Origin of the sequence: Rhodococcus sp. PAMC28707 (assembly GCF_004795915.1) — a bacterium.
Lineage (GTDB): Bacteria > Actinomycetota > Actinomycetes > Mycobacteriales > Mycobacteriaceae > Rhodococcoides.
Genome location: NZ_CP039253.1, coordinates 4,336,799 through 4,359,924, shown reverse-complemented (window position 1 = coordinate 4,359,924; position 23,126 = coordinate 4,336,799). Strand labels below are relative to the sequence as shown.

Below are 23,126 nucleotides of genomic sequence, written 5' to 3'. Positions count from 1 at the left end.
ACAATCTTCTACTGGACCGTCCAGACGGTACAGTTACCCAGAGTAGCAGTGCACCGTCCAGTCGGTACAGTGACCTGTATGTCGTCCGACACACGTGATCGAATACTCGATGCCCTCGAGACGCTGCTTCTCGACGAGGGGTCGACGAAAGTGACACTCGAGAGTGTCGCCGCATCGGCCGGGGTCTCGAAGGGCGGATTGCTCTACCACTTCAATACCAAAGACGCGATGATCGCCGCCATGGTGCGCAGACTCGGCGAACGTTCGGACACGCAACGAGCCGAAGCCGAACTCGGAGGATCCACCGTCGCGCACTGGTATCTGCAACCACCGGGAACGATCTCCGACAAAGAGACGGCCCTCTACCGTTCGACACTCGCCGTACTGCGTAGCGTCGACGGCAAGCCTGGAGAGATACAACAAGCCGTCATCGACATGATGCGACTCTGGGACGAGAGCCTCCAGTCCGAGATCGACGACCCAGTGCACGCCGAGATCGTGCGACTCGTCGGCGACGGCATCTACCTGGGCGCGCTACTGAATCTGCCGCCGGTGGACCCGGCACTGCACCAGCAGGTCGTGGAACGGTTACTCGGATCCGATCACGTCAAATAGCGATATGCAGGTGTTCCGGGCTCCAACTGCTCGACCTGCAGATGAGACGAGCGCATACGTTCGAGAAGCGAACTGAGTCCTGCGGCCATCCCGAGTTGAATGCCGACCAACGCCGCGCCGGTCTCACGGTTGTTTCGCTTCACGTACTCGAACAGGGTGATGTCGTCGTCCGGGCCGAGAACGTCGTCGAGAAAACGACGAAGTGCGCCTGGTTCCTGTGGAAAGTCGACGAGAAAGTAGTGCTTGAGTCCGAGGTGCACGAGGGAACGTTCGAGTATCTCGCCGTATCGCGACACATCATTGTTGCCACCCGAGATCAGGCACACCACAGTACTGCCGGGCGCGACCGAAATCTGATGCAGCGCAGCAACACTCAATGCGCCGGCCGGCTCGGCAATCACACCCTCGTTCTGGTAGAGATCGAGCATGGCCGTGCAGATGGCCCCCTCGTCGATCTGAGTGACGAGAAACGGACCGGAGTCGAGGGTTCCCGGCCGAAAAGCAGGCATAGCCATGAGCGGCAACGACGCATGTGAGACAACCTCGGCGCCCAGGTTCTGCAGAGCCGCGTACGGTACGTCACCGATCCGACGGACTGCGGCTCCGTCGACGAAGGGATCGATCTCCGCCAGCGTCACCGGCCCACCTGCGACGAGTGCGGCGGTCATCGATGCGGCTCCGGAGGGCTCGACCCCGACCAATGCGGACGCCGGGGAGCGCTCGCGCAGGTAAGTCGAGATGCCTGCGATACAGCCACCACCACCCACTGGCATGACGACGGTGTCCGGAGCAGCACCGAGCTGCTCGATGATCTCGGCTGCGATTGTTCCCTGCCCTGCTACTGTCCGCGCATCGTCGAAGGGTGGAACCATCGTCGCGCCTGTTCGCGCGACATCGGCCGCGGCAGAAGCACTGGCAGCATCGAACGTGTCCCCGGTGACGATCAGTTCGACGAACTCACCACCATGGACGCGGATGCGGTCACGCTTCTGTTTGGGAGTGTTGGCAGGAACATAGATCCGGCCGTGCACCTGCATCGAACGACACGCGAATGCCACACCCTGCGCATGGTTCCCGGCGCTGGCAGTCACTACCCCGACCGCCAACTCCTCGGGGGTCAGCTGCGCCATCAGATTGTAGGCACCACGAATCTTGTACGAGCGAACGATCTGCAGGTCCTCACGCTTGAGATAGACCTGTGCACCGGTAACAGCAGAGAGTCGTTCGCAGTATTGCAGCGGCGTCGCGGACACCACGCTCGAAATTCGTCGCGCAGCCGTGTCGATATCGTCCGCAGTAACTGCGAACGTGTGGCTGTTGGACACGACTACATCAGGCGAGTTGGACACTCGTCCATGCTGCCACCAGCACAGTTCCCGATTCGAACCGGGCGTGCATTGCGCCACCGAAGACCTGCTGCGGCCGACCCCGATCACCCGGAGTCGGCCGCAGCACGTGGCTCAGCCTGTGGCTTACAGAGCCGTGGCGACCTTCCAGGCCGTATGAATTGCACCCTCGATGTAATCGACCGAGACAGCGTCACCCACAACCTGCACATCGGCAACTACACCCGCCAGCGCTTCGGCGAGCGGTGCCTGCGCCGAAACACCCGAAGCGACGACAACCATGGCGGCCGGGGCGGTCAACGTCTCGTCACCGACTCGGAACTCGACGTGGTCCTTGGTGATTCGCTCCACCGTCGCGTTGCGGTGGATCACCACACCGTGCTCCTTCGCATGGCGAACCGCAGTCCAGCGACGCGGCATCGCCATCGGCACGCCGAGCTGCTGCCCTTCTTCGAGCAACGTCACATTCCGTCCACGCTCGGCCAAGAACTCCGCGAGCTCGAGCCCCACGAGCGAGCCACCGACCACTACGACGTTCTTGCCCATCGGCAGGAACTTGCGTGTCACGGTGCGGATTGCAGCGGGGCTCTTGGTGATGCCGGAGAGCTTGCCCAGCTTGGCCATGATCCGAAGGAAAGGTGGCACCTGTGAGGTGTCACCGGCACCGGTCATCAAGGCGCGCAACGTGTCACCGGTGTGCACGTGCGGCAAGTCGCCGCCCGGAACGCTGGGCCGATCACGAACTGCGCCGGTGGCAACCACGACCACATCCGCATCCAACGCCTTGATCGAAGCGACGGTGGCCTCGGTATTCAACCGGATGTCGACACCCAAACGCTCGACCTCGACTTTCAGCCACTTCAGCAGACGCCCATTGTCCGGCGTCGTGAGGCTGGAGAACCAGAGTGTGCCGCCGAGACGATCGGACTTGTCCAGCACCGTAACTCGGTGTCCGCGCTCGCTGGCCACGCGAGCAACCTCGAGCCCACCGGGGCCTGCCCCGACAACGACAACGTGCTTCGGAGTAGCGGTACGCACGAGCGGAAGCAGTGTTTCATTACCCAAGGCGGGGTTCACCGCACAAAGCGGAGTCTCGTCCCAGAAGTTTTCCTGAACGCACACATAACAATTGATGCAGGGACGGACGCGCTCCGGCGTTCCGGCCTCGAGCTTGTTCACCAAGTCCGGATCAGCGAGCAGCTGGCGACCCATCGCTGCGAAGTCCGTGCGCCCCTCCGCGATCATCTTCTCGCTGACGTCGGGGAGCATACGTCCGACGGTAATCACGGGGATCGATATCGCCTGCTTGATTCGCGTTGCATTATCGGTGTAAAAGCCGACCTTGTCGGGCAGGGGGCCGTCGGTGAAGTTCGCAAAAGCGTTCAGTGCGGTACCGGTGACGTGGATGGCGTCAGCGCCGGCCTCCTCGAACATCTTTGCGGCCGCAACGGCTTCGTCGACGGTCAGCCCGTCGGTTTCGCCGTACTCTTGACCGGCAAGACGCACGATGACGGCAAGCGAATCACCGACCTCCGCGTTGACCGCCCGAATAACTTCACAAGTCAGGCGGGCCCGATTCTCCATGGAACCGCCGTACTCGTCGCTGCGCTGATTCGTGTACCGACTCAGGAAGGCGCCGAGGACGTAGTTGTGGGCACAGTGAATCTCGACGGCGTCGCCGCCCGCGGCCTTCACCCGTCCAGCAGCCTCGGCGAACATGCGGACCAGCCAATCCAGATCTTCCTTGGAGGCTTCGTGGTAGGTCGCCTTCTTGCCCTCGTTGATGGCACCCATCTTGCCCAGTTCTTCGGGTGTGCAATCGATCATCGCACTCATGTCACTCGGCGGCTTCGGCATGGACGGCACCAGCTGCGGTCTGCCGTCGAGGGTGTCGATGCGCGCCACCTTGCCGTGGTGTGTCATCTGCACGCACAGCTTGCTGCCAGTGGCGTGCACCGCGTCGGCCAGCGCCTTGATTCCGGGGATGAACCGGTCTTCCGAGAGCCCCGGCTCCTTGCGGCTGGTGCATCCCACCGGGTAGGCAACAGCGCAGCAACCGGTGATGATCAGCCCTGTGCCACCGGCCGAGCGAGCAACGAAGTGGTCGATGTCACCCTTTTCGATTTCACCGTCGTGGCTGAGGTTCATGTCCATTGCGGGCAGAACGACGCGATTCGGAACGGTCATAGGGCCGATGGTCCCGGAGGCGAGCAGGTGCGGGAAAGTTTGGTTGCGGTTCACAAATAGACGATACGTCGTCTCGCACCGTGAGAACGACGTACTCTCGATGAACGAGACCTGCTACGGTTCGACCCTCGAGACAGTGGCAGCCGCGGTCGGAGCGAGTCCACCGCAGACACCGCTCAGGTCTTGCTCAAAACGAAGACCGGTATCTCGCGGTCCGTCTTCTTCTGGTAATCCGCATAGTCGGGATACGCCGCAACAGCGCGCTCCCACCACACTGCTTTGTCCTCGCCGGTGACTTCCCGCGCCACGTAGTCGGCCTTGTCCGTACCGTCCTGCAATTCGACATTCGGATCTGCCACCACGTTGTAGTACCACACCGGATGCTTCGGAGCTCCACCCAATGACGCAACGACGGCATACTCACCGTCGTGCTCGACCCTCATCAACGGTGTCTTACGGAGCTTGCCCGTCTTGTTCCCCTTGGTGGTCAGCAGAACCACCGGCATTCCGTTCATGGATGCCCCTTGCGTGCCCCCCGATTCCTCGAGAAGTTCGGCCTGCTTACGGGCCCAGTCGGAGGTGCTCGGTTCGTATTCCCCTGTCAACGGCATGGTGTCAAGTCAACACCTACTCGGGCCGCCATGCCACCAGTGCCGACTTTCTTCCCGGTTGCACGATGATCCGCAATGCCCGACACCGAAGTTCGGTAGCCCGAAACCTTGGGTACGTATAACCTGAACAAGGATGCGATACCTCCGATCGGAGCAACGAGATGACACACGTCGAGACGACAGCCGGTACGTGTACGCGCTTGCACACCGTGGATATCGCCGGCACATCGTGGCCGGTGTACAAGCTCGAAGCTCTCGCCGTAGGCGTTCTGGTGTTCCTCGGCGCACTAGCACTGACTACTTCCCTGCAGTTAGCCGTGCTCGTCAGCGCATGCGCGACGGTCCTCGCCTGGTGGTCCCTGAGGCTCGCGGAAGCGGTCAGCCTGCCAAGCAGCCAGGACCGAACAGTGCCTTCAAGTCACCCATCAACGCCGACGTCGGGGTAACCCGCAGACTGTCGTCGAGCTTCATTGCGGTCACCTTGTCTCCGCTCACCAGACGCAGATGCACATCCGAAGTACCCGGATGGGACATCAATATCTTCTTCAGTGCACCGACTTTGTCGGCCGTGCACTGACGGGTCGGGAGGCTGACGGCCAATGGCTTCGCGACTCCGACAGCCGAGAGGTCAGGTACCGCGAGATCGTTGGCGATCAGTGAAATCCGATCGTCACGCACCGATACTCGCCCCTTGACCAGTACCACGGAGTCTTCGGTCACATCTGCGCCGAAGACCGAATACGCCTGCGGGAAGAACAGCACCTCGATGCCGCCGACGAGGTCTTCCAATTGCGCCGATGCCCAGGTAAGGCCGTTCTTGTTGACGCGCCGGTTGACCGAGGCAAGAATTCCGCCGATGGTGACCTGGGTGCCGTCCTTGACATCGCCTTCGAGAATCGCCGGAATGTTGGTATCCGACTGCGCATTCAACATGTGCTCGACCCCCAACAGTGGGTGACCGGACACGTACAGACCGAGCATTTCTCGTTCGAGTGCCAGCCGATGCTTCGAGTCCCACTCCTCGTCCGGAACACGCACGTTGAACACCGCCGAGATCGACTCGTCGGCGTCCTCGCCGCCGAAGAGGTCGAACTGCCCGATCGCCTCGGCCTTCTTGGTGCCCATCACCGCATCGATGGCGTCGGCGTGAATGAGCATCAACCCTTTTCGAGGGTGGTCCAGTGAATCGAAGGCGCCCGCCTTGATGAGCGACTCGGTGACCTTCTTGCTACATGCAACCGCATCGATCTTCTGGAGATAGTCGGAGAAATCGGTGTACTTCGACTTCTCCGACCTCGCACGAAGAATGGAGGCCACGACGTTGGTGCCGACGTTACGCACCGCGCCGAGACCGAAACGAATGTCCGTGCCGACGGAGGCGAAGTTGAGTTCGGATTCGTTGACGTCCGGGGGCAACACGGTGATACCGAGCTTGCGGCAGTCGGCCAGATACAGCGCTGCCTTGTCCTTGTCGTCGCCGACACTGGTAAGAAGCCCTGCCATGTATTCGGCGGGGTAGTTCGCCTTCAGATACGCCGTCCAGTAGGACACCAGACCGTAACCGGCGGAGTGCGACTTGTTGAACGCGTATCCGGCGAACGGCAGAACCGTATCCCACAGCGCCTTGATAGCTGCCTCGGAAAAACTGTTGTCCAGCATGCCTTGTCGGAAACCGGCATACGCCTTCTCCAGCTCCGAAAGCTTCTTCTTACCCATCGCCCGACGCAGCAGGTCGGCCTGGCCGAGCGAGTACCCGGCCACCTTCTGCGCCAACTGCATGATCTGCTCCTGGTACACGACCAGTCCGTAGGTCTCGCCGAGAATCACCTTGAGTGGTTCTTCCAGTTCGGCGTGGATGGGCTTGACCTCTTGTCGAGCATTCTTACGATCTGCGTAATCGTTGTGCGAGTTCATCCCCATCGGGCCCGGGCGGTACAACGCAAGAACTGCGACGATGTCCTCGAATCCGGTGGGCTGCATGCGTCGGAGCAGGTCTCGCATTGCACTGCCGTCGAGCTGGAACACACCGAGAGTGTCACCGCGCGAAAGCAATTCGAACGTCGCCGGATCATCGAGCGGCAACGCATCGAGATCGATGTCGATACCTCTGTTGGCCTTGATGTTCTCGATTGCATCACCGATGACGGTGAGGTTTCGCAGGCCGAGGAAGTCCATCTTGAGCAGGCCGATCGCCTCACACGACGGGTAGTCCCAGCCGGTGATGATCGCGCCGTCCTGGGCGCGCTTCCAGACCGGGATCGCGTCGGTGAGCGGCTCGGAGGACATGATCACCGCGCAGGCGTGCACGCCGGCGTTACGGATCAGCCCTTCGAGGCCCTTGGCCGTTTTGTAGATCGTCGCCACGTCAGGATTGGAATCGATGAGCGCACGGACTTCGGTGGCTTCCTTGTACCGCTCGTGCGCCGGATCGGTGATCCCGGCAACGGAGATGTCCTTGGCCATGATGGGAGGTGGAAGCGCCTTGGTGATCTGATCGGCGATACCGAACCCCGGCTGCCCGAACTGAACACGCGCAGCATCCTTGATCGCGGCCTTCGTCTTGATGGTTCCGAAGGTGATGACCTGAGCGACGCGATCGCTGCCCCACTTCTCGGTTGCGTAGCGGACCATCTCACCGCGTCGGCGATCATCGAAGTCGATATCGATATCGGGCATCGACACGCGCTCGGGGTTCAGGAACCGCTCGAACAACAGTCCGTGCGGAAGCGGATCGATATTGGTGATACCCATCGAGTACGCCACGAGAGAGCCTGCAGCCGAGCCACGGCCGGGGCCTACTCGGATGCCGACGGCCTTTGCGTGGTTGATGAGGTCTCCGACGACGAGGAAGTAGGCCGGGAACCCCATTTCGAGGATGACGCCAATCTCGTACTCGGCCCGGGCGAGGTATTCCTCGGTCGGACCGTCGGGGAAACGGCGATCGAGCCCGGTCATGACCTCGTGGCGAAGCCACGTTCCCTGGGTGTGTCCTTCGGGAACGGGGAAGATCGGCATACGGTCACGGTGCGCCCAGACGTCGTCGTAAGGCTGGACGCGCTCGGCGATGGCAAGCGTGCTGTCGCAGGCGCCAGGAACCTGGTCGTCCCATAGTTCGCGCATTTCTGCTGCCGACTTGAGGTAGTAGCCGTCGCCGTCGAATTTGAAGCGGGTGGGATCGCTGAGAGTCTTGCCCGTCTGAATGCACAGCAGCGCCTCGTGATTGACCGCTGCGTCTTTCGTGACGTAATGGCAGTCGTTCGTGGCGAGGGGCGGGATCGACAGCTTCTTGCTGATCTCGAGCAGACCTTCGCGGACTCGGCGCTCGATCGACAACCCGTGGTCCATCAACTCGACAAAGAAGTTCTCCGGGCCCCAGATTTCCTGCCACTTGGCGGCAGCCTCCATCGCCTCGCGATCCTGACCGAGCCGAAGTCGCGTCTGAACCTCACCCGACGGGCACCCGGTGGTGGCGATGATGCCTTCTGCATGTGTGGCGATGAGCTCTTCATCCATCCGTGCCCACTTGCCCAATTGGCCCTCGATGGATGCCAGCGAGGACAACTTGAACAGGTTGCGCAGACCGGTGGCATTCTCGGCGACCATCGTCATGTGGGTGTACGCGCCACTGCCGGACACGTCGTCGGACTTCTGACTCCGGTCGCCCCAGAGCACACGCTTCTTGTTGAATCTCGACTCGGGCGCGACATACGCCTCGATGCCGATGATCGGCTTGATGCCCGCCTTCTTGGCCTCGTTGTAGAACTCGCTCGCGCCGTACATGTTGCCGTGGTCGGTCATCCCAACCGCGGTCATCCCCAAGCGTCCGGCCTCGGCGAACATCGGCGCGATCTTCGCGGCCCCGTCGAGCATCGAGTACTCGGTGTGGTTGTGCAGATGAACGAACGAGTCAGCCACGAACATGTCTCCTGAAGGTCGAACTATGTGTGAATCTCGGTGGAAAGTCTCGGGCAGTGCCAATCGCGCCAGCGGGAAAAATTTATACCGAAGCCCACCCACTCTAAGCGTTCGAACCGAGAAGATTTTCTATGCTGTCGGTGTGTCCTGAGGAACGATGACCGTGTCCTGCCGCTCTCGAGACAGGTGTGACGAAAGCGACGGAAATCGCCATCATCATGGCGGGGGTACGGGCCCGTCGTCGGGAAGGGGGCCCACGACGGAAACGAATTCAGGAAGCAGCACTCGCACCGCGAAGCGCCCGGCAATCGCGTCGGCAGGCAGCGCTTCGACGGCTCGCACTCCCTCGGTGTTCTCGATGGAAAGCAACGCCGACGGAGTGGCACGGAGCACGGCGCCGACGACACAGTCGCAGCCGGAGCCGAGCCGCGCGGCCGATGCGGCGTCGATCCGAGATTGACGGTCCCACTGTCCGGCGCTCATGCCGAGACGCGACGCCGCTACGCTTTCGGCCTCCAGCACGGATTGCTCGCTTCCCGCCACACCGATGTCGATCACCTGACTCTGCACGCGGTCCATCGGCACTCGCAGAAGTACCCGCGCAATCCGTGCGCCGTCGGCAACTGCAACCAGCCGCTCCGGAGAGAGAGTCGAGTCGAAAGAAACGAGAGCCCAACGCGGATTGCCGTCGTCGACATCGCGCAATGTCCCACGCGCCATGTCGAGGTAATCCGACACCATCTCGCCGTTGTCCGGCCCGAGTCGATCGGTGTTGACCCCGGGTCGCGGAAGCGGGTTCATCGCCCCGACCAACCAGAGCAGTCCCACCACCACTGCCACCAATACACCCGCCTCGAGTGCCCCGCCGAACCGTCTCATGCCTTGCGCAATACCTCCAGCGCGTGCTGAAGATCGGCGGGATACTCGCTTTCGATCTCGACCCATCGGCCGTCGGATGGGTGCGTGAACCCCAACGACTTGGCGTGCAGCCACTGACGCTCGAGCCCGAGCCGTGCTGCGAGTTTCGGGTCCGCACCGTACGTCAGGTCGCCACAGCAAGGATGCCGGAGCGCCGAGAAGTGCACCCGGATCTGATGAGTGCGACCGGTCTCGAGGTGCACGTCCAACAAGCTCGCAGCCTGAAAAGCCTCGATCGTGTCGTAGTGCGTCACACTGGCTTTACCGTCGGCACGTACAGCGAACTTCCAATCGTTGCTGCCGTGGCGCCCGATCGGAGCATCGATCGTACCGCTGCTCGGGTCCGGATGTCCTTGCACCAGAGCGTGATACCGCTTGGAGATGGTGCGCTCCTTGAACGCGCGCTTGAGAACTGTGTAAGCGCGCTCCGACGTAGCAACCATCATCACACCCGAGGTACCGACGTCGAGACGATGCACGATGCCCTGACGCTCGTGCGACCCGGACGTCGAGATTCGATACCCGGCAGCAGCCAGTCCACCGATCACGGTAGGTCCGGTCCAGCCGACGCTCGCGTGCGCAGCCACCCCAACCGGCTTGTCCACCGCGACGATATCGTCGTCGGCGTAGAGAATGGCCATTCCCGGGACCGGCTGCGCCACGACCGTCAACTCACGGGCGGGCTCAGGCAGTTCGATCTCGAGCCACGTGCCTGCCGACAGGCGGTCGGATTTACCGACCTTGGCACCGTCGACAACCACCGAGCCCTCTTCCGCAAGCGTCGCCACCACGGTCCTGGAGAAGCCGAGCAGCCGAGAGACGCCCGCGTCGACACGCATGCCGTCGAGTCCGTCGGGAACCGGCATCGAACGCGATTCTCTCATTGCTCCACTGCCTTCGTCGCTGTGGCGTTCTTCTTCGACTCGGTACGTCGACCGTTCGGTTCGAGCCCGAACAGGCTCAACACGACCAGAAGAATTGCGCCGCACACGATCGAGGAGTCGGCGACATTGAACACCGGCCACCACCCCACCGACACGAAATCGACTACATGCCCTTGCAACGGCCCTGGGGAACGAAAGAAACGATCGATGAGGTTTCCGAGCGCACCACCGAGAACGAGACCGAGGCCGAGGGCCCACCAGGGCGAACGCAACGTACGACCGATCCGAATCACGCCGATCACGACGCACACCGCCACGATGGTGAGCAACCAGGTCATACCGGTTGCCATGGAGAACGCGGCGCCGGGGTTACGCACCAGTCGCAAGGTGACGACGTCGCCGAAAATCTCGACCGGTCTGCCCGGCGAAATCCACTGGACGACGGCGATCTTGGTTGCGAGGTCGAACGCGAGCACGACCACCGCGATCACAACGAGCATCCGGGTACGCAACGGCTTGTCTGGCACGCCGTCCGACTTCGTGGATTCCGCAGGAATATGCGCGCCTTCGTGCGCGGCTTCGGGCGTCTCGGTAGTACTGTCGGGGCTGGTCGGATCGGTCGGGCGGTCTTCACTCACACCCCCATCATGTCGCATCAGGACCTCGCAGCACACATCCGGACCGGTGGCGACCACTCTCGCGGGAGCCGTGTCCGTAATCTGGGTGCCGTGATCTCGACTTCCGAAACCTCCTTACGACGTCTACGCGGCCTTGCCGCCGTCGCCGCAATCGCCGCTCTCATAACGGCATGCACCTCCTCTGGGGAGGACACGTCGGTGACCGCGACGAGCCCGTCCCCTACCTCCGGCGTCTCGCTACCCGTCACCCCGGTGACGACAACTCTGTTGGACCCGGGTGCGGAACCACGATCGACCGTGACCTCTGTGCGCAGCGGCGATCAGACGGTTCAGCTGTCCACCCGTTCGGCAGTGACTCAGCAGATCGACGATCAGGCAGTGCAGGACTTCTCCACCCCCGAGCTCACCCTGCCGTTGACCGCGACGGACATGGACTCCTCCGACACGGTGAACCTTCGCGTCGGCAAGGCGACATCAGCAGACCAACGACTCACCGACGCGTTGGCGCCAGCGGAAGGTTCGGCTGCCTCTTTGACCATGACCGATACCGGGGCGATCACCGCGCTGACGATCACTCCGTCGGACGAGACACAGGATTCAGCACGTGCGGCCATCGAACAGGCGCTGAACCAGGCCGTGTACAGGTCGGTCTCTTATCCGGACGCCGAGATCGGCGTCGGCGCGGTGTGGACCGTAGAACAGCAGGTCATCAGCGGAGTGACGCTCAACCAGGTGACGACTGCAACGCTGAGATCACGGGACGGCGACCGCCTGACCATCGACCTGCGGATAGACCAGACGCCCGAGTCGACCACGCTGGAACTGCCCGACGACGCGGGTGCGCTGGCCATCGATTCCTACACCATGACGGGAACGGGAACCCTCGAGGTCGACGCCGGCAAACCACTTCCGTTGTCGGGCGAGGTCACCGTCGGTGGCAAACAGCAGTACAGCGACCCCGAAGGATCCACCGTGCTGCGTCAGGACATCAGCGACACCGTTCGATGGACCACCCCATGAGCTCGCGTCCACTGCTGCTCACTGCTCTGGCCGTCGCGACGGCGTTGTCGGCCGCCGCGTGCGGTGGGTCCGATACCGCGCCCGATGACGCACCGAAGGTCGCTCTCGGCCCGGTTGTCGCCGCACCCGATCCCTTGTCGGGATCGCCGATCACCGATTCTGCGGCGCTACAGTCCGCGATGCTCACCATGGATCTACTCCCCGACGGGTTTGCGCCGATTCCAGACCCGGTCCGCGATCTCGGCATGGATCCGGCTCCCGAGTACGACGCACCGGACCGATCGGGTACCGATCCGGAAGCCTGCGGCGACGTCCTCGCACCGATCGAGCAACAACTACCCGGTGCGTCTGCTGGGGCCGAGGTGCGGTACTCGGGTCCGAACTTTTCCTCGCTCGACGAGGACGCGGCGAGCTACCCCGGCCGCGGGGCCGCCGAGGCTTTCACTGCACTTCAGAACACATTCGCAGAATGCGCCGAGTACTCCGGCACCGATGCGGACGGGGTGCGCGTGGACTACCGACTCGAAGGTCGCGAGCAGAACACCATCGGCGACGCTTCGATCTCGGTGCGTCTGACTATCGACAGTGGCGGTTACACACTGGTCTCGGACGTCGTCGTTGCTGTGGTCGATTCGACGGTCGTGCAACTTGTCGGCACCGGCCAGGATGCGTTCGATCCCGCAGTCGTGACCGAGTTGGCAGCTACGGCGGTGGATCGGATCAGAGGCGCCGACCGAGGCGTATAGAACGACGTGTGCGCGCTACCTCTTCGAGCACCTCACCCCGGACACGCAAATGCCGGTGCCGCCCCGTGTGGGACGACACCGGCATTGATCCGATCGAGTGCTACGAAATCAAGCGCACGCGGGCGAAGTCAGCTGCGCGAGCTGTACGAGGCCACACGCGTTGTCCTTGGACAGCTTCCACTTTCCGTCTTCGGCGACGAAGGTGAAGTTGCCGGGGTTGGCCTGACCGTTGATGGTCAGCGTTGCGCCCGCATTGAGCGTGCCGTCACCCAAGTCGTCGACGCTGGTGATCTGAATCGCTGCCCCGTTCTGAACAGCTGCGGCCGCGACCTGGTTGATGAGGTCGGGATCGGCCTCGGCGCCCTGGATGAGCTGAGCCTTCTCTTCCACCGGCACGGCTGGGTCGAGTCCACGAAGCAGCTCGGTGTTCAGCTCTTCCGGCGACGGAACCGGCGGGTAGTCCCCGCCCGCGTCGGGTGCAGCCGAGGCGGAAGATGCCTTGGCAGTGGTGGTGGTTGCGGTGTCGCCGCCATCGTCCGATCCGCACGCGGTCATCGTGAACGCTGCGGCGATCGCGATGCCTGCAACCATGGCCTTGCTGGTGTTACGAAGCTTCAAGTGCTTGTCCTTTTCACTCTGATCGCCAGCGATCACTGTCGATCACTGAGGGGTTCAACTTGTCATAGTTCGTCTCGGGTGCCCCACTATGCCATCCGAAATCTCGCACGGCCAGATTCGGGTACCGACCGGTAGGAACTTGCATCACTGGAGACTGTCGAGCGCATCCGCTACGAGGAGCATCTCTTCGCCCTCCGCGAAAGTACGAGCTCTACCCGGTCCAGAAGATCGGGTCTCGAAACGAACCGTCACCACGGAATGGCCTGCCCCCTGTATCCATCCGTGTCCGTACTCAGGATGCCTTACATCCATCCCGGGGTGCCACCTCGGGTTCGGTTCCGTTGCGATAGGCACTGGGTCCGGTGTGTTTCTCGCTTCGTCGAGAACATCGTCTGCGTGGTAGTCCAGCTCGGGAAAGAGCGAGCCCTGCTGCACGGTTGACAACCCGGCCAAACCCACTCCCACCAAGCGAATAGGGCCAAGTTCCACCGGGTCGAGCACCAGGCGCTGGGCCGCGGCGACAATGGTCTGCTTGTCGACGGTTGCGTATGGAAGGGTCACCGAGCGCGTGAGGATACTCATGTCTGCTTTACGTAATTTCAGAACCACAGTTCGAGCGCCTCGGCCGTCCTTGCACAACCTGCGGTGGGCGGCCCCGCCACTCGATTCCACCGCGGCGCGCAGTTGTGCCAGCGTCACCAGATCATGCGCGAACGTAGTTTCGGCGCTGACCTGCTTCGCTTCGGCTCGCTCGGCCACCGCGCGATCGTCGATTCCCCGCGCAAGCCTGTGCAGGCTCGGTCCGATCGTCGCCCCGAGAATCGAGGCAACCTCCGATTCCGAAGTGGAGACGAAGGTGCCGATCGTGTCGATCCCGAGCCTGCGAAGCTTCTCGCCGGCCACCGGACCTATCCCCCACAGCTTGCGCACGGGCAACGCCGCCATCAACTCCGTCTGCTCGTGCGGAGTGACGACCTTGACCCCATCCGGCTTGGCGAGCCCGGATGCAATTTTCGCAATCTGCTTTCCGGTACCCGCGCCGATCGACGCCACCAAGCCGGTTTCCTCGCGCACCAGAGTCCTCAGTGACTCACAGAAGTCGAGTACCTCCGCCGACGTCGCACCCGCAAGCTCGGATGGCTCCCCGAACGCTTCGTCCATCGACAACTGTTCCAAGATCGGCATGGGAGTACGCAGAGCGTCGAACACTCGGCGACTGAGCGCCTGATACAAGGAACCACGAGGCGGCAACACGACGGCACCTCCCCCGACGAGCCGTCGTGCCTGATGCATGGGCATGGCCGAGCGAGCGCCGAAAACTCGTGCCTCATAGCTGCATCCGGCAACGACCCCGCGTCCACCGGCCCCACCCACCAGTACTGGCCTACCCCGCAACGTGGGACGGGTCAGCTGCTCGACGGATGCAAAGAACGCATCCATGTCGAGATGCAGGACCCACCGCGCGCTGCGAGAATCCGTCATGAGCGATGAACCTCGCGCGGATCACGACACTCCACCGTTGTCTCCCCCGGCCGGTCTCTCACTCTTGGCTGAGCTCGAAGCCCAACGACGCTGCCGCCCGCTCTGGTGACGGATCGCGCCACAGTTCGCCGTAGACCTCGTTCGCGGCCAGGGATCTGGTGACGGCCTTGTCGATATACAGCGTGCCGTCGAGGTGATCGGTTTCATGCGCCACGATTCGTGCCGGCCACCCGCGAAAAATCTCGTCGATCTCCTTGCCGTTCGAATCGACACATTCGAGTCGAACGGCCGCAGGACGCGAAACGACTGCCTGATACCCGGGGACCGACAGACACCCCTCGAAGAACGAGCGTCGAGCATCCGCGATAGCGGTGTAGGTGGGATTGACGAGAACCCGAAACGGCAGCGGGGTGCGCTCGCGCGCCTCCGCCATCTCCGGGTCCACCTCGTACATGTCCTCGATCACCGCTATCCGCAGCGGAATACCGATCTGCGGAGCAGCGAGTCCCACCCCCGGCGCATCGTGCATCGTCGCCCGCATGACCTCGACAAGTCGCTCGAGTGTCCGGACCTCGAGTTGATCGACCAACGGCGCAGCCGGGGCCCGAAGCACCGGTTCGCCGACGACCATGATCGGGACGACGCCGCCGCGAGCCGAGGAGAGAACCTCGCGGACAACGTCTTCCAGCGATGCGGCGACCGTCATCGCGCCCGGCTCACCAACGCGCGCACACCCTCGCCAAGCTCGATCGCGTCCGGGCCCGGATCCCCATTTACCAAGGTAAGCGCAAGGACCTCACCCTTGATGAGTTCCCGGTGGGTGTCGAGCCAGTCGCGTCGATCAGCCGGTACCTCGACGACGATATCGATCCGATCCGACACCTCCAGCCCGAGGTTACGACGTGCATCCTGGAACTCGCGGATACGATCCTTCGCCCAACCCTCGGCTTCGAGTTCGGCTGTGACATTCGAGTCGAGCACGACGAGTCCTGCATTTCCGGGCAACGCCGCCGTCGAATCCGGTTCGGCAGCAACCAATTTGCGCGTGTATTCGGAGGGCAGCAGCTCGATCCCAGCAGCGCTGACAACACCGTTCGCGTCCTCGGACCATTCCCCAGCCTTGACTGCCTTGATGACCTTCTGAACGTCCTTACCGATGCGGGGACCTGCCGCGCGGGCGTTGACGACAAGTTCGAACTTGCCGTGCACGGCGACATCTTCGGTCAAATCCACCTTCTTGACATTGACCTCGTCCGCGATGATGTCGGCGTATGGACGCAACCGCTCCGCGTTCTCTGCAGCGACGGTGACCTCAGGCAGCGGCAAGCGCACTCGAAGATTCTGCGCCTTGCGTAGACCGAGCACGGTGGAGCAGATGGTTCGAACCTCATCCATGGAATCGACGAGTTCGGGATCCGACGGCAGCTCACCCGCATCAGGCCAGTCCATCAGATGCACCGAGCGCCCGCCGGTAAGACCACGCCACACGACTTCACTGATCAACGGCAGAAGCGGAGCCGCGATCCGCGTCAGAACTTCCAATACCGTGTGGAGCGTGTCGATCGCATCGACATTCTCACTCCAAAACCTCGAACGTGAGCGTCGCACATACCAATTGGTCAAAGCATCACAGAACACGCGGAGTTCGTCGCACGCACCTGCGATGTCGTTTCCTTCCAGCGCTTCGGTGATCGCATCACGCGTCGCAGCCAGCTTCGCAAGCACGTACCGATCGAGAACATGCGGCGAATCGGTACGCCACGTGCCCGGCTTGTCTGCGTACAACTGCAAAAAGCTCCACGCGTTCCAGATCGGCAGTAGGGCCTGACGAACACCCTCGCGAATGCCCTGCTCGGTCACGACGAGATTTCCGCCTCGAAGGATGGGCGAAGACATCAGGAACCAACGCATGGCATCGGAACCGTCCCTGTCGAACACCTCCTTCACATCCGGATAGTTCCCTTTCGACTTGCTCATCTTCAAGCCGTCGTCGCCAAGCACGATCCCATGTGCTGCAACAGTTTTGAAGGCAGGCCTATCGAACAGAGCCGTCGCCAACACATGCAGCGTGTAAAACCATCCGCGTGTCTGACCGTTGTACTCGACGATGAAATCACCGGGGTTGTGAGTGGCGAACCACTCCTCGTTCTCGAACGGAAAGTGCACCTGGGCATACGGCATCGAACCGGACTCGAACCAGCAGTCCAATACCTCCGGAACACGACGCATGGTCGAGTTACCGGTCGGGTCGTCGGGATTCGGGCGCGTCAGATCGTCGATGTAGGGACGATGCAGATCAGTCGGGCGCACCCCGAAATCACGCTCGAGATCATCGAGACTGCCATAGACGTCAAGCCTCGGATATGCCGGATCGTCCGAGGTCCACACCGGAATAGGGCTACCCCAGTAGCGGTTTCGGCTGATGTTCCAGTCCCGCGCACCGGCCAGCCACTTACCGAACTGGCCATCCTTGATATGTTCGGGGACCCACGCGATCTCCTGGTTCAACTCCACCATGCGGTCGCGGAACTTGGTCACCGCCACGAACCACGACGGAACCGCCATGTAGATGAGCGGCTGACCACTGCGCCAACTATGTGGGTAGGAGTGCTCGATCGTCTCGTGTCGCAGCAACCGTCCGGACGCCTTCAGATCCTTGATGATGACGGGGTTCGCATCGAACACCATCAAGCCCTCGTACGGCGGCACCATCGAGGTGAACTTTCCACCCGGATCGAGCGGTTGCACCACCTCGATACCGTTGGCCGTCGCCACGTCCATGTCCTCTTCACCGAATGCGGGCGCCAAGTGCACAATTCCGGTACCGGAATCGGTAGTCACGTAGTCGGCGGACAGTACGCGATGCGAGTTGGGATGTCCGATGAAGAAGTCGAACGGAGGCGTGTACTTCAGCCCGACGAGATCGGCGCCGGTGTGCTCGGACAACACCGTCGGGTTCTCCCCCAGCTCCCGAGCGTAATGAGCCACACGATCACGAGCGAGTACGACGCGTCCGCCTGCTCCGTCCTCGACCTGTACGTAGTCGATGTCCGGACGCACCGCCATCGCGAGATTCGACGGGATGGTCCACGGCGTCGTCGTCCAGATCAAAGCATCGGCGCCATCGAGAGGCGAACCCGGCGCGGAGAGCGCCATTCGCACGGTGACGGCCGGATCCTGACGCATCTTGTATGCGTCGTCGAGACGCGTCTCCTGGTTCGACAACGGCGTCTGCTCGTACCAGGAGTACGGAAGAACGCGGAAGCCCTGGTAGATGAGCCCCTTGTCGTGGAGCGTCTTGAATGCCCACATGACCGACTCCATGAAGTCCAGGTCGAGGGTCTTGTAGTCGTTGTCGAAGTCGACCCAGCGGGCCTGACGGGTCACGTAGTCGCGCCATTCGTCGGTGTACTTCAGGACCGACTGCTTGCAGTACGCGTTGAACTTCGCCAGACCCATCTCGTCGATCTCGGACTTGTCCTTGATCCCGAGTTGCTTCTCGGCTTCGAGTTCGGCCGGCAACCCATGACAGTCCCAGCCGAATCGCCGCTCGACCTTCATGCCACGCATCGTCTGGAAGCGCGGCACAAGATCCTTGACATATCCGGTCAGAAGATGGCCATAGTGCGGCAGTCCGTTGGCGAACGGGGGGCCGTCGTAGAAGACGAATTCTTCGGCGCCTTCACGGTTTTCCACGCTGGCACGGAAAGTTCCATCCGCGGCCCATGCATCGAGGACCTTCGCCTCGAGCTCGGGGAACGATACGCTGCCGGCTTTCGTGCCGTAGATGTCGACAAGCGGGTAGGAATCGCGTATCGATGTCTGATCGTCGGTCATGATGACTCCTCGTGCCATCCGCTCGTTGGAGCGGAACGTAGTCGGCACGGGGACGATGTCCGACGTGTCTTTACGTCGGTACCGCGGTACCACCCCGTTTGCATCAAATTCGCCCGCACAGGACGATCCGATGCCACTCACGCGGGCTGTAACGGGCCCACCCGTTCGGTTCTACTGGGCAAGCCCCTAAAAGGCTCACTGTTCTTCCGAAGACTCCCCGGTGATTGCCGGATCAACGCCTGACTTCTTTCGATCGAACTGCTCTGAAACCGGTCTGACCACTGACCCACCGCAGTCCAAACCCGGGATGGTACTCAGGAACTAATGCTTGGGCGGGGAGAGATGATCGGGAGGAGATTTCCTACCGGCCAACGCGCCCACCAGCAATAGAACCGCACCCACTACACAAACTGCGATACAGCCCCAGGCCCAAATCACCGAGCCGGTCATCAGAGCGATGACCAGCAAAGCAAACCCCACCGCCGCCGCACACAGCGTCAGTACAAGCACAACACACCTCGTTCCGGATGCGCCGGCAAGCGATCGTCAGGTCCGGAGCGAGCCATCGCGCGCCGTGAGTGAAGCCAACAACCTCTAGTTGTTGCCCTTGGCGTACGACTGGCTGTACCCGGAGGACTGTCCCTCTTGGTTGAAGCCGTCCTTGCCATTGTCCACAGGCAGGGCCGAGGAGCGATTCTCGAGCTCTTCGAGCTGCGATTCCAGGTACGACTTGAGACGGACCCGGTACTCGCGCTCGAACGTCTTGAGCTGCTCGATGCGACCTTCCAGAACAGATCGCTGCTCGTTGATCGTCGCCATGATCTCGGTGTGCTTGCGCTCGGCATCGGCCTGAAGTGCGTCGGCCTTCTCCTTCGCCTGCCTGAGCTGCGTCTCCGACCGTGTCTGTGCATCCGACAGAAGCGACTCGGACTTCTGACGAGCGTCCGTGACCATTGCCTCCGAACGCGTACGCGCATCGGTGACGAGACGCTCGGCGTTGGTCCGCGCGTTTCCGAGCAACTGCTCCGACTCGCTTTTCGCATCGCTCGTCAGACGATCTGCCATTTCCTGAGCGAGGCCCAGGATCTTGGCCGCCTGCATGTTGGAATCGGCGCTTTGCGCTGCGGCCACGGGGGCCGGCGCTGGGGCAACCACAGGTGCAGGCTTGGGAGGCTCGACCGGGCGTTGCGGCTCCGGAGGTCGCTGCGGCTCTGGCACCTTCTGTTGAACGGGTGCAGATTGACCGGAGCCGGACTGGCCGGAGCCGGACTGTCTCGCCGAACTCTTGGAGTCGGACAGCTCCTGATCGAGCTCGCCCACTCGCTGGCGCAGATCAGCATTTTCTTCGATCAGTCGCGACAGCTCTTGCTCGACGAGATCGAGGAATGCATCTACCTCGTCTTCGTTGTAGCCGCGCTTTCCGATCGGCGGCTTACTGAACGCGACATTGTGCACATCAGCTGGAGTCAGCGGCATGGAAGGATCCCTTCACGCGTCTTGAGGCGGTAGAGCAAGCATTCAGTTATATCCCAGTCCATAAGGTCCGGAACAATCAAACTGTAACTGGCGTCCATTCTGTCACATCGGTCGCGCTGGTCGCTCGCGTCCCCGAAGTCTTGTACCAAAGTATCGAACCCTACGACCCCAGCCCTCTCACGACAGTCATCAGGATGAACACCCCGAAGAGCAACACCATGATCGACAAGTCGAGTCGAACTCCGCCGAGATTCACCGGCGGTATCAGTCTGCGAAGCAGCTTGACCGGCGGGTCGGTCACCGTGAAAATCGCTTCGAGCAATATCACCACAATTCCAGTGGGACGCCAGTCGCGGGCGAACGTTCTGATGAATTCGACGATGATGCGGCCGATGAGAAGCAGCCAGAACATGAAAAGTACGAAATAGAGAACCGCAAACAAGGCCACGTCTCATACTGTGCCCGAAAAAAGCGGCTCGATCAAAGCGACCAGGTCAGAGACCCCCGACGCCCGATCGAGCCGCGGACTTGTCGCACAACCAGTCCGAATCATTGCTGACTGTAGAAGCCGGTTTCGGCGATCCGACGACGCTCCTGAGGCGATACGTCGACATCAGCGGGCGATAGGAGAAACACCTTCGTCGCGACCTTGTCGAAGGAGCCACGCAGTGCGAAGGCCAGTCCCGCGGCGAAGTCCACCAACCGCTTCGCGTCGGCATTGCTCATCTCCACGAGATCCATGATGACGGGGGTGCCGTCACGGAAGCGCTCACCGATGGTGCGCGCCTCACTGTAGTCGCGTGGCCGCAACGTGGTGATCTTGGACAAGGGGCCTCCGTCGTCGACGATCGGGTTTCGACGAGTTTCCGCCCGGACATCCATCCTGGTATCGACGGCGAGGTTTCCGCGCGTCGCCGTCGGCCGAGCACCACCGCCGGAGGTACCGCGCGAACTCCTGCCCCCGATCGGTGCCAGAGTGGGAGCCGACCGAGGCGCCTCGAAATCGTCGTAATCCTCGGCGTCGTCCAGATTGGCATGCGCTGACCTTCGAGACGTGAAGCTGGGGCCGCCGAATTCGCGGTCGCCTCGCTCGTCGAGTTCGGCGTACGGGTCGCGCCCCCGCGAAACCCGATGAGTATCAGGTTCGTCGAGGTAGTCGTCTTCATAGTCCGCGAGTGGAACCATGCCGAAGTACGCCTTGAACTTGTGCAGGGTGCTCATCGATCCTTGCCTTCCTTCAAAACTGGCCATTCGGGCTTCACTCCCGGGCGGGTGTTCAGCGTGTCGTCTCCAGGTTCACATTGGGTCAGTTGTGACTGATGTGATCCGTGGTCTCTACAGGCGAGGTTATCGGCCGCGAACCGAGTATTGCGGTACCGACACGCACGCACGTCGATCCGTGTCGCACAGCCGCTTCCAGGTCGACGGTCATGCCCGCAGACAGTTCGACGGCCTCGGGATGATCGACGAGAACACGCCGGTGCAGTTCGGCAAGATCAGCGAACGAACGATCGGGGTCGGCTTCGATCGGCGGGACCGCCATCAAACCCGCAAGCGAGAGATCCTCTGCCGATGCGACGAGGTCGACCAGTTCGTCCAGCTGTTCGCGTTCGATGCCGGCCCGGTGAACATCTCCGTCGAGACTCACTTGAATCAGCACCCGCAGAGGGCTTGTCCGCTCACCCTCGCCCAGCGCACGCTGCACTGCGTTCTGAAGCGCCTGAACCAATCGCGCACTGTCCACCGAATGAATCGAATAGGCCCACTTCGCAACCGACTTCGCCTTGTTTCTCTGCAAGTGCCCGATCATGTGCCATTTTGCGGGAGAGTCGGCAAAGCGCTCCGCTGTCTCGTGTGCTTTGACCGTTGCTTCCTGCTCCCGCGACTCACCGAACTCACGGCAACCCAGTCGATACAGGATTTCCACGTCACTCGAGGGGAAGAACTTGGTGACCGGAAGCAGCGTCACGTCCTTCTCGTCCCGGCCGGCGGAGGTACACGCCGCACGCAGCCGATCACGCACCGAGCGCAGTGCGTTCTCTATCTCCACGGCTCTTTCACTTGCGATAGTCATAGCACCAGTCAAGCAGGCTCGGTGTCCATCCAGATCACGCTGGCAAACCTGCCGGTCGGAGCTTCCCGCCGATGACTGAACAGGGTTCTGTCCTCGATGGTGCACCGAGTATCCACCACCACCGCCGATACACCGGAGGCCTCGAGTTGCCTACGAATGCCGGCTCGGATATCGAGGCCTGGTGTCTTACGAACCGTCGTGGTTGCACTACCGGGTAAATGCCGCTCGACGTCGGCCCGCATATGCGCAGGCACTTCGTACTGGCGACCACTTGCTGCCGGACCCAAAAAAGCACCGACACGTCCGAGATCCGCTCCGAGCGCAACCATCGCCTCGAGCACCTTGGGCACGATGCCGATTCGGGCACCCACCCGCCCTGCATGGACTGCGGCAATCACACCTGCCTCGTCGTCGGACAGCAGAAGCGGAACACAATCTGCAGTCAGTACCACCAGTCCGAGATTGCGAACGGTCGTCACGATGCCGTCGGTGACCGGTACGGGCCCGGAGACCGGCCCGTCCACCACCGTGACGGTACGACCGTGCACCTGCTCCATCCAGACCAAGCGGTCGACGCCCAGGCCCAATTCCCGACCCAATCGTTCGCGGTTTGCCGCGACCGCCTCCGGAGCATCACCCACATGATCGCCGAGATTGAAAGTGTCGAACGGCGGTGCCGACACCCCACCCGCTCTGGTGGTGGTAACCCTGCGGACTTTGCCGTTCAGCGCGACATTCCTCTCGGTAGGTGCAATCGCT

21 protein-coding genes are annotated in these 23,126 nt (G+C 62.0%); 4 read left to right on the top strand and 17 right to left on the bottom strand.

Translation table 11 applies throughout. The annotated features are described in order from the left end of the window. Window positions 1-78 precede the first annotated feature (78 nt). Window positions 79-615 carry a TetR/AcrR family transcriptional regulator gene (locus E5720_RS19850; RefSeq protein ID WP_136172049.1) on the top strand — a complete coding sequence of 179 codons (537 nt, stop codon included), beginning with the start codon at window positions 79-81 and terminating at the stop codon, window positions 613-615. Here E5720_RS19850 and ilvA read toward each other — a convergent pair. The 3 genes from ilvA to E5720_RS19835 all read right to left on the bottom strand — a co-directional run bounded on the left by ilvA (window position 603) and on the right by E5720_RS19835 (window position 4,759). Further along, window positions 603-1,964: a threonine ammonia-lyase IlvA gene (ilvA, locus tag E5720_RS19845; protein ID WP_136172048.1), complete on the bottom strand. Its 1,362-nt coding sequence runs from the start codon at window positions 1,962-1,964 to the stop codon at window positions 603-605. The two genes, E5720_RS19850 and ilvA, sit on opposite strands and share 13 nt — an antisense overlap. Before the next feature lie 123 nt (window positions 1,965-2,087). Further along, a complete protein-coding gene (locus tag E5720_RS19840; RefSeq protein WP_136172047.1) occupies window positions 2,088-4,148 on the bottom strand; it encodes an FAD-dependent oxidoreductase in 2,061 nt (686 codons plus the stop codon). 176 nt (window positions 4,149-4,324) lie between these two features. Further along, window positions 4,325-4,759 (bottom strand): nitroreductase family deazaflavin-dependent oxidoreductase, encoded by a 435-nt coding sequence (locus tag E5720_RS19835; RefSeq protein ID WP_136172046.1) that lies wholly within the window; start codon window positions 4,757-4,759, stop codon window positions 4,325-4,327. 161 nt (window positions 4,760-4,920) lie between these two features. Here E5720_RS19835 and E5720_RS22215 point away from each other — a divergent pair, with 161 nt between their 5' ends. Next, complete coding sequence (locus tag E5720_RS22215; RefSeq protein ID WP_136172045.1) at window positions 4,921-5,205, top strand: hypothetical protein; 285 nt, start codon at window positions 4,921-4,923, stop codon at window positions 5,203-5,205. Here E5720_RS22215 and dnaE read toward each other — a convergent pair. The 4 genes from dnaE to lspA all read right to left on the bottom strand — a co-directional run bounded on the left by dnaE (window position 5,138) and on the right by lspA (window position 10,976). Next, window positions 5,138-8,674 (bottom strand): DNA polymerase III subunit alpha, encoded by a 3,537-nt coding sequence (gene dnaE, locus E5720_RS19825; protein WP_136172044.1) that lies wholly within the window; start codon window positions 8,672-8,674, stop codon window positions 5,138-5,140. The two genes, E5720_RS22215 and dnaE, sit on opposite strands and share 68 nt — an antisense overlap. A 216-nt stretch (window positions 8,675-8,890) precedes the next feature. Then, on the bottom strand, window positions 8,891-9,553 hold the full coding sequence (locus tag E5720_RS19820) for a hypothetical protein (RefSeq protein ID WP_136172043.1): 663 nt from the start codon (window positions 9,551-9,553) through the stop codon (window positions 8,891-8,893). Continuing rightward, entirely contained in the window at window positions 9,550-10,476 is a 927-nt protein-coding gene (locus E5720_RS19815) for an RluA family pseudouridine synthase (protein ID WP_136172042.1), read from the bottom strand. The genes E5720_RS19820 and E5720_RS19815 overlap by 4 nt, the downstream gene beginning before the upstream one ends. Continuing rightward, a complete protein-coding gene (lspA, locus tag E5720_RS19810) occupies window positions 10,473-10,976 on the bottom strand; it encodes a signal peptidase II (RefSeq protein ID WP_247596364.1) in 504 nt (167 codons plus the stop codon). The genes E5720_RS19815 and lspA overlap by 4 nt, the downstream gene beginning before the upstream one ends. Window positions 10,977-11,204: 228 nt before the next feature. On the opposite strand from lspA, the gene E5720_RS19805 reads away from it, so the two are divergent. Both E5720_RS19805 and E5720_RS19800 read left to right on the top strand, forming a co-directional pair. Continuing rightward, window positions 11,205-12,134 (top strand): hypothetical protein, encoded by a 930-nt coding sequence (locus tag E5720_RS19805; RefSeq protein WP_247596064.1) that lies wholly within the window; start codon window positions 11,205-11,207, stop codon window positions 12,132-12,134. After that, window positions 12,131-12,880, top strand: a complete 750-nt coding sequence (locus E5720_RS19800) for a hypothetical protein (protein WP_247596063.1) — start codon at window positions 12,131-12,133, stop codon at window positions 12,878-12,880. Before E5720_RS19805 ends, E5720_RS19800 begins: the two co-directional genes overlap by 4 nt. A 108-nt stretch (window positions 12,881-12,988) precedes the next feature. On the opposite strand, the gene E5720_RS19795 is transcribed toward E5720_RS19800, so the two are convergent. The 10 genes from E5720_RS19795 to pgeF all read right to left on the bottom strand — a co-directional run bounded on the left by E5720_RS19795 (window position 12,989) and on the right by pgeF (window position 23,122). Continuing rightward, entirely contained in the window at window positions 12,989-13,498 is a 510-nt protein-coding gene (locus E5720_RS19795) for a hypothetical protein (protein WP_136172039.1), read from the bottom strand. A 144-nt stretch (window positions 13,499-13,642) separates the two neighbouring features. Further along, window positions 13,643-14,980, bottom strand: a complete 1,338-nt coding sequence (locus tag E5720_RS19790; RefSeq protein ID WP_136172038.1) for a DNA polymerase IV — start codon at window positions 14,978-14,980, stop codon at window positions 13,643-13,645. A 58-nt stretch (window positions 14,981-15,038) separates the two neighbouring features. Continuing rightward, the gene (locus E5720_RS19785) at window positions 15,039-15,686 is read right to left on the bottom strand and encodes a peptide deformylase (RefSeq protein ID WP_136172037.1); all 648 of its coding nucleotides are present in this window, start codon (window positions 15,684-15,686) and stop codon (window positions 15,039-15,041) included. Beyond that, on the bottom strand, window positions 15,683-18,817 hold the full coding sequence (gene ileS / locus E5720_RS19780; protein ID WP_136172036.1) for an isoleucine--tRNA ligase: 3,135 nt from the start codon (window positions 18,815-18,817) through the stop codon (window positions 15,683-15,685). Before ileS ends, E5720_RS19785 begins: the two co-directional genes overlap by 4 nt. Window positions 18,818-19,138: 321 nt before the next feature. After that, on the bottom strand, window positions 19,139-19,327 hold the full coding sequence (locus E5720_RS22210) for a hypothetical protein (protein WP_136172035.1): 189 nt from the start codon (window positions 19,325-19,327) through the stop codon (window positions 19,139-19,141). Window positions 19,328-19,411: 84 nt separating this feature from the next. Beyond that, on the bottom strand, window positions 19,412-20,293 hold the full coding sequence (locus tag E5720_RS19770) for a DivIVA domain-containing protein (RefSeq protein WP_136172034.1): 882 nt from the start codon (window positions 20,291-20,293) through the stop codon (window positions 19,412-19,414). A 160-nt stretch (window positions 20,294-20,453) separates the two neighbouring features. After that, window positions 20,454-20,741, bottom strand: a complete 288-nt coding sequence (locus E5720_RS19765) for a YggT family protein (RefSeq protein ID WP_084346610.1) — start codon at window positions 20,739-20,741, stop codon at window positions 20,454-20,456. Between the two features lie 101 nt (window positions 20,742-20,842). Beyond that, on the bottom strand, window positions 20,843-21,514 hold the full coding sequence (locus E5720_RS19760) for a cell division protein SepF (RefSeq protein WP_136172033.1): 672 nt from the start codon (window positions 21,512-21,514) through the stop codon (window positions 20,843-20,845). Between the two features lie 85 nt (window positions 21,515-21,599). Beyond that, a complete protein-coding gene (locus E5720_RS19755; protein WP_136172032.1) occupies window positions 21,600-22,367 on the bottom strand; it encodes a YggS family pyridoxal phosphate-dependent enzyme in 768 nt (255 codons plus the stop codon). Between the two features lie 8 nt (window positions 22,368-22,375). Continuing rightward, window positions 22,376-23,122 carry a peptidoglycan editing factor PgeF gene (gene pgeF / locus E5720_RS19750; RefSeq protein WP_136172840.1) on the bottom strand — a complete coding sequence of 249 codons (747 nt, stop codon included), beginning with the start codon at window positions 23,120-23,122 and terminating at the stop codon, window positions 22,376-22,378. Window positions 23,123-23,126: the final 4 nt, after the last annotated feature.

Coding starts and splice junctions, on each gene's coding strand:
- E5720_RS19850 (WP_136172049.1), top strand. CDS start 79: ATGTCGTCCGACACACGTGATCGAATACTCGATGCCCTCGAGACGCTG.
- E5720_RS19840 (WP_136172047.1), bottom strand. CDS start 4,148: ATGACCGTTCCGAATCGCGTCGTTCTGCCCGCAATGGACATGAACCTC.
- E5720_RS19835 (WP_136172046.1), bottom strand. CDS start 4,759: ATGCCGTTGACAGGGGAATACGAACCGAGCACCTCCGACTGGGCCCGT.
- E5720_RS22215 (WP_136172045.1), top strand. CDS start 4,921: ATGACACACGTCGAGACGACAGCCGGTACGTGTACGCGCTTGCACACC.
- E5720_RS19820 (WP_136172043.1), bottom strand. CDS start 9,553: ATGAGACGGTTCGGCGGGGCACTCGAGGCGGGTGTATTGGTGGCAGTG.
- E5720_RS19815 (WP_136172042.1), bottom strand. CDS start 10,476: ATGAGAGAATCGCGTTCGATGCCGGTTCCCGACGGACTCGACGGCATG.
- lspA (WP_247596364.1), bottom strand. CDS start 10,976: ATGCTCGTTGTGATCGCGGTGGTCGTGCTCGCGTTCGACCTCGCAACC.
- E5720_RS19800 (WP_247596063.1), top strand. CDS start 12,131: ATGAGCTCGCGTCCACTGCTGCTCACTGCTCTGGCCGTCGCGACGGCG.
- E5720_RS19790 (WP_136172038.1), bottom strand. CDS start 14,980: ATGACGGATTCTCGCAGCGCGCGGTGGGTCCTGCATCTCGACATGGAT.
- E5720_RS19785 (WP_136172037.1), bottom strand. CDS start 15,686: ATGACGGTCGCCGCATCGCTGGAAGACGTTGTCCGCGAGGTTCTCTCC.
- ileS (WP_136172036.1), bottom strand. CDS start 18,817: ATGACCGACGATCAGACATCGATACGCGATTCCTACCCGCTTGTCGAC.
- E5720_RS19770 (WP_136172034.1), bottom strand. CDS start 20,293: ATGCCGCTGACTCCAGCTGATGTGCACAATGTCGCGTTCAGTAAGCCG.
- E5720_RS19760 (WP_136172033.1), bottom strand. CDS start 21,514: ATGAGCACCCTGCACAAGTTCAAGGCGTACTTCGGCATGGTTCCACTC.
- E5720_RS19755 (WP_136172032.1), bottom strand. CDS start 22,367: ATGACTATCGCAAGTGAAAGAGCCGTGGAGATAGAGAACGCACTGCGC.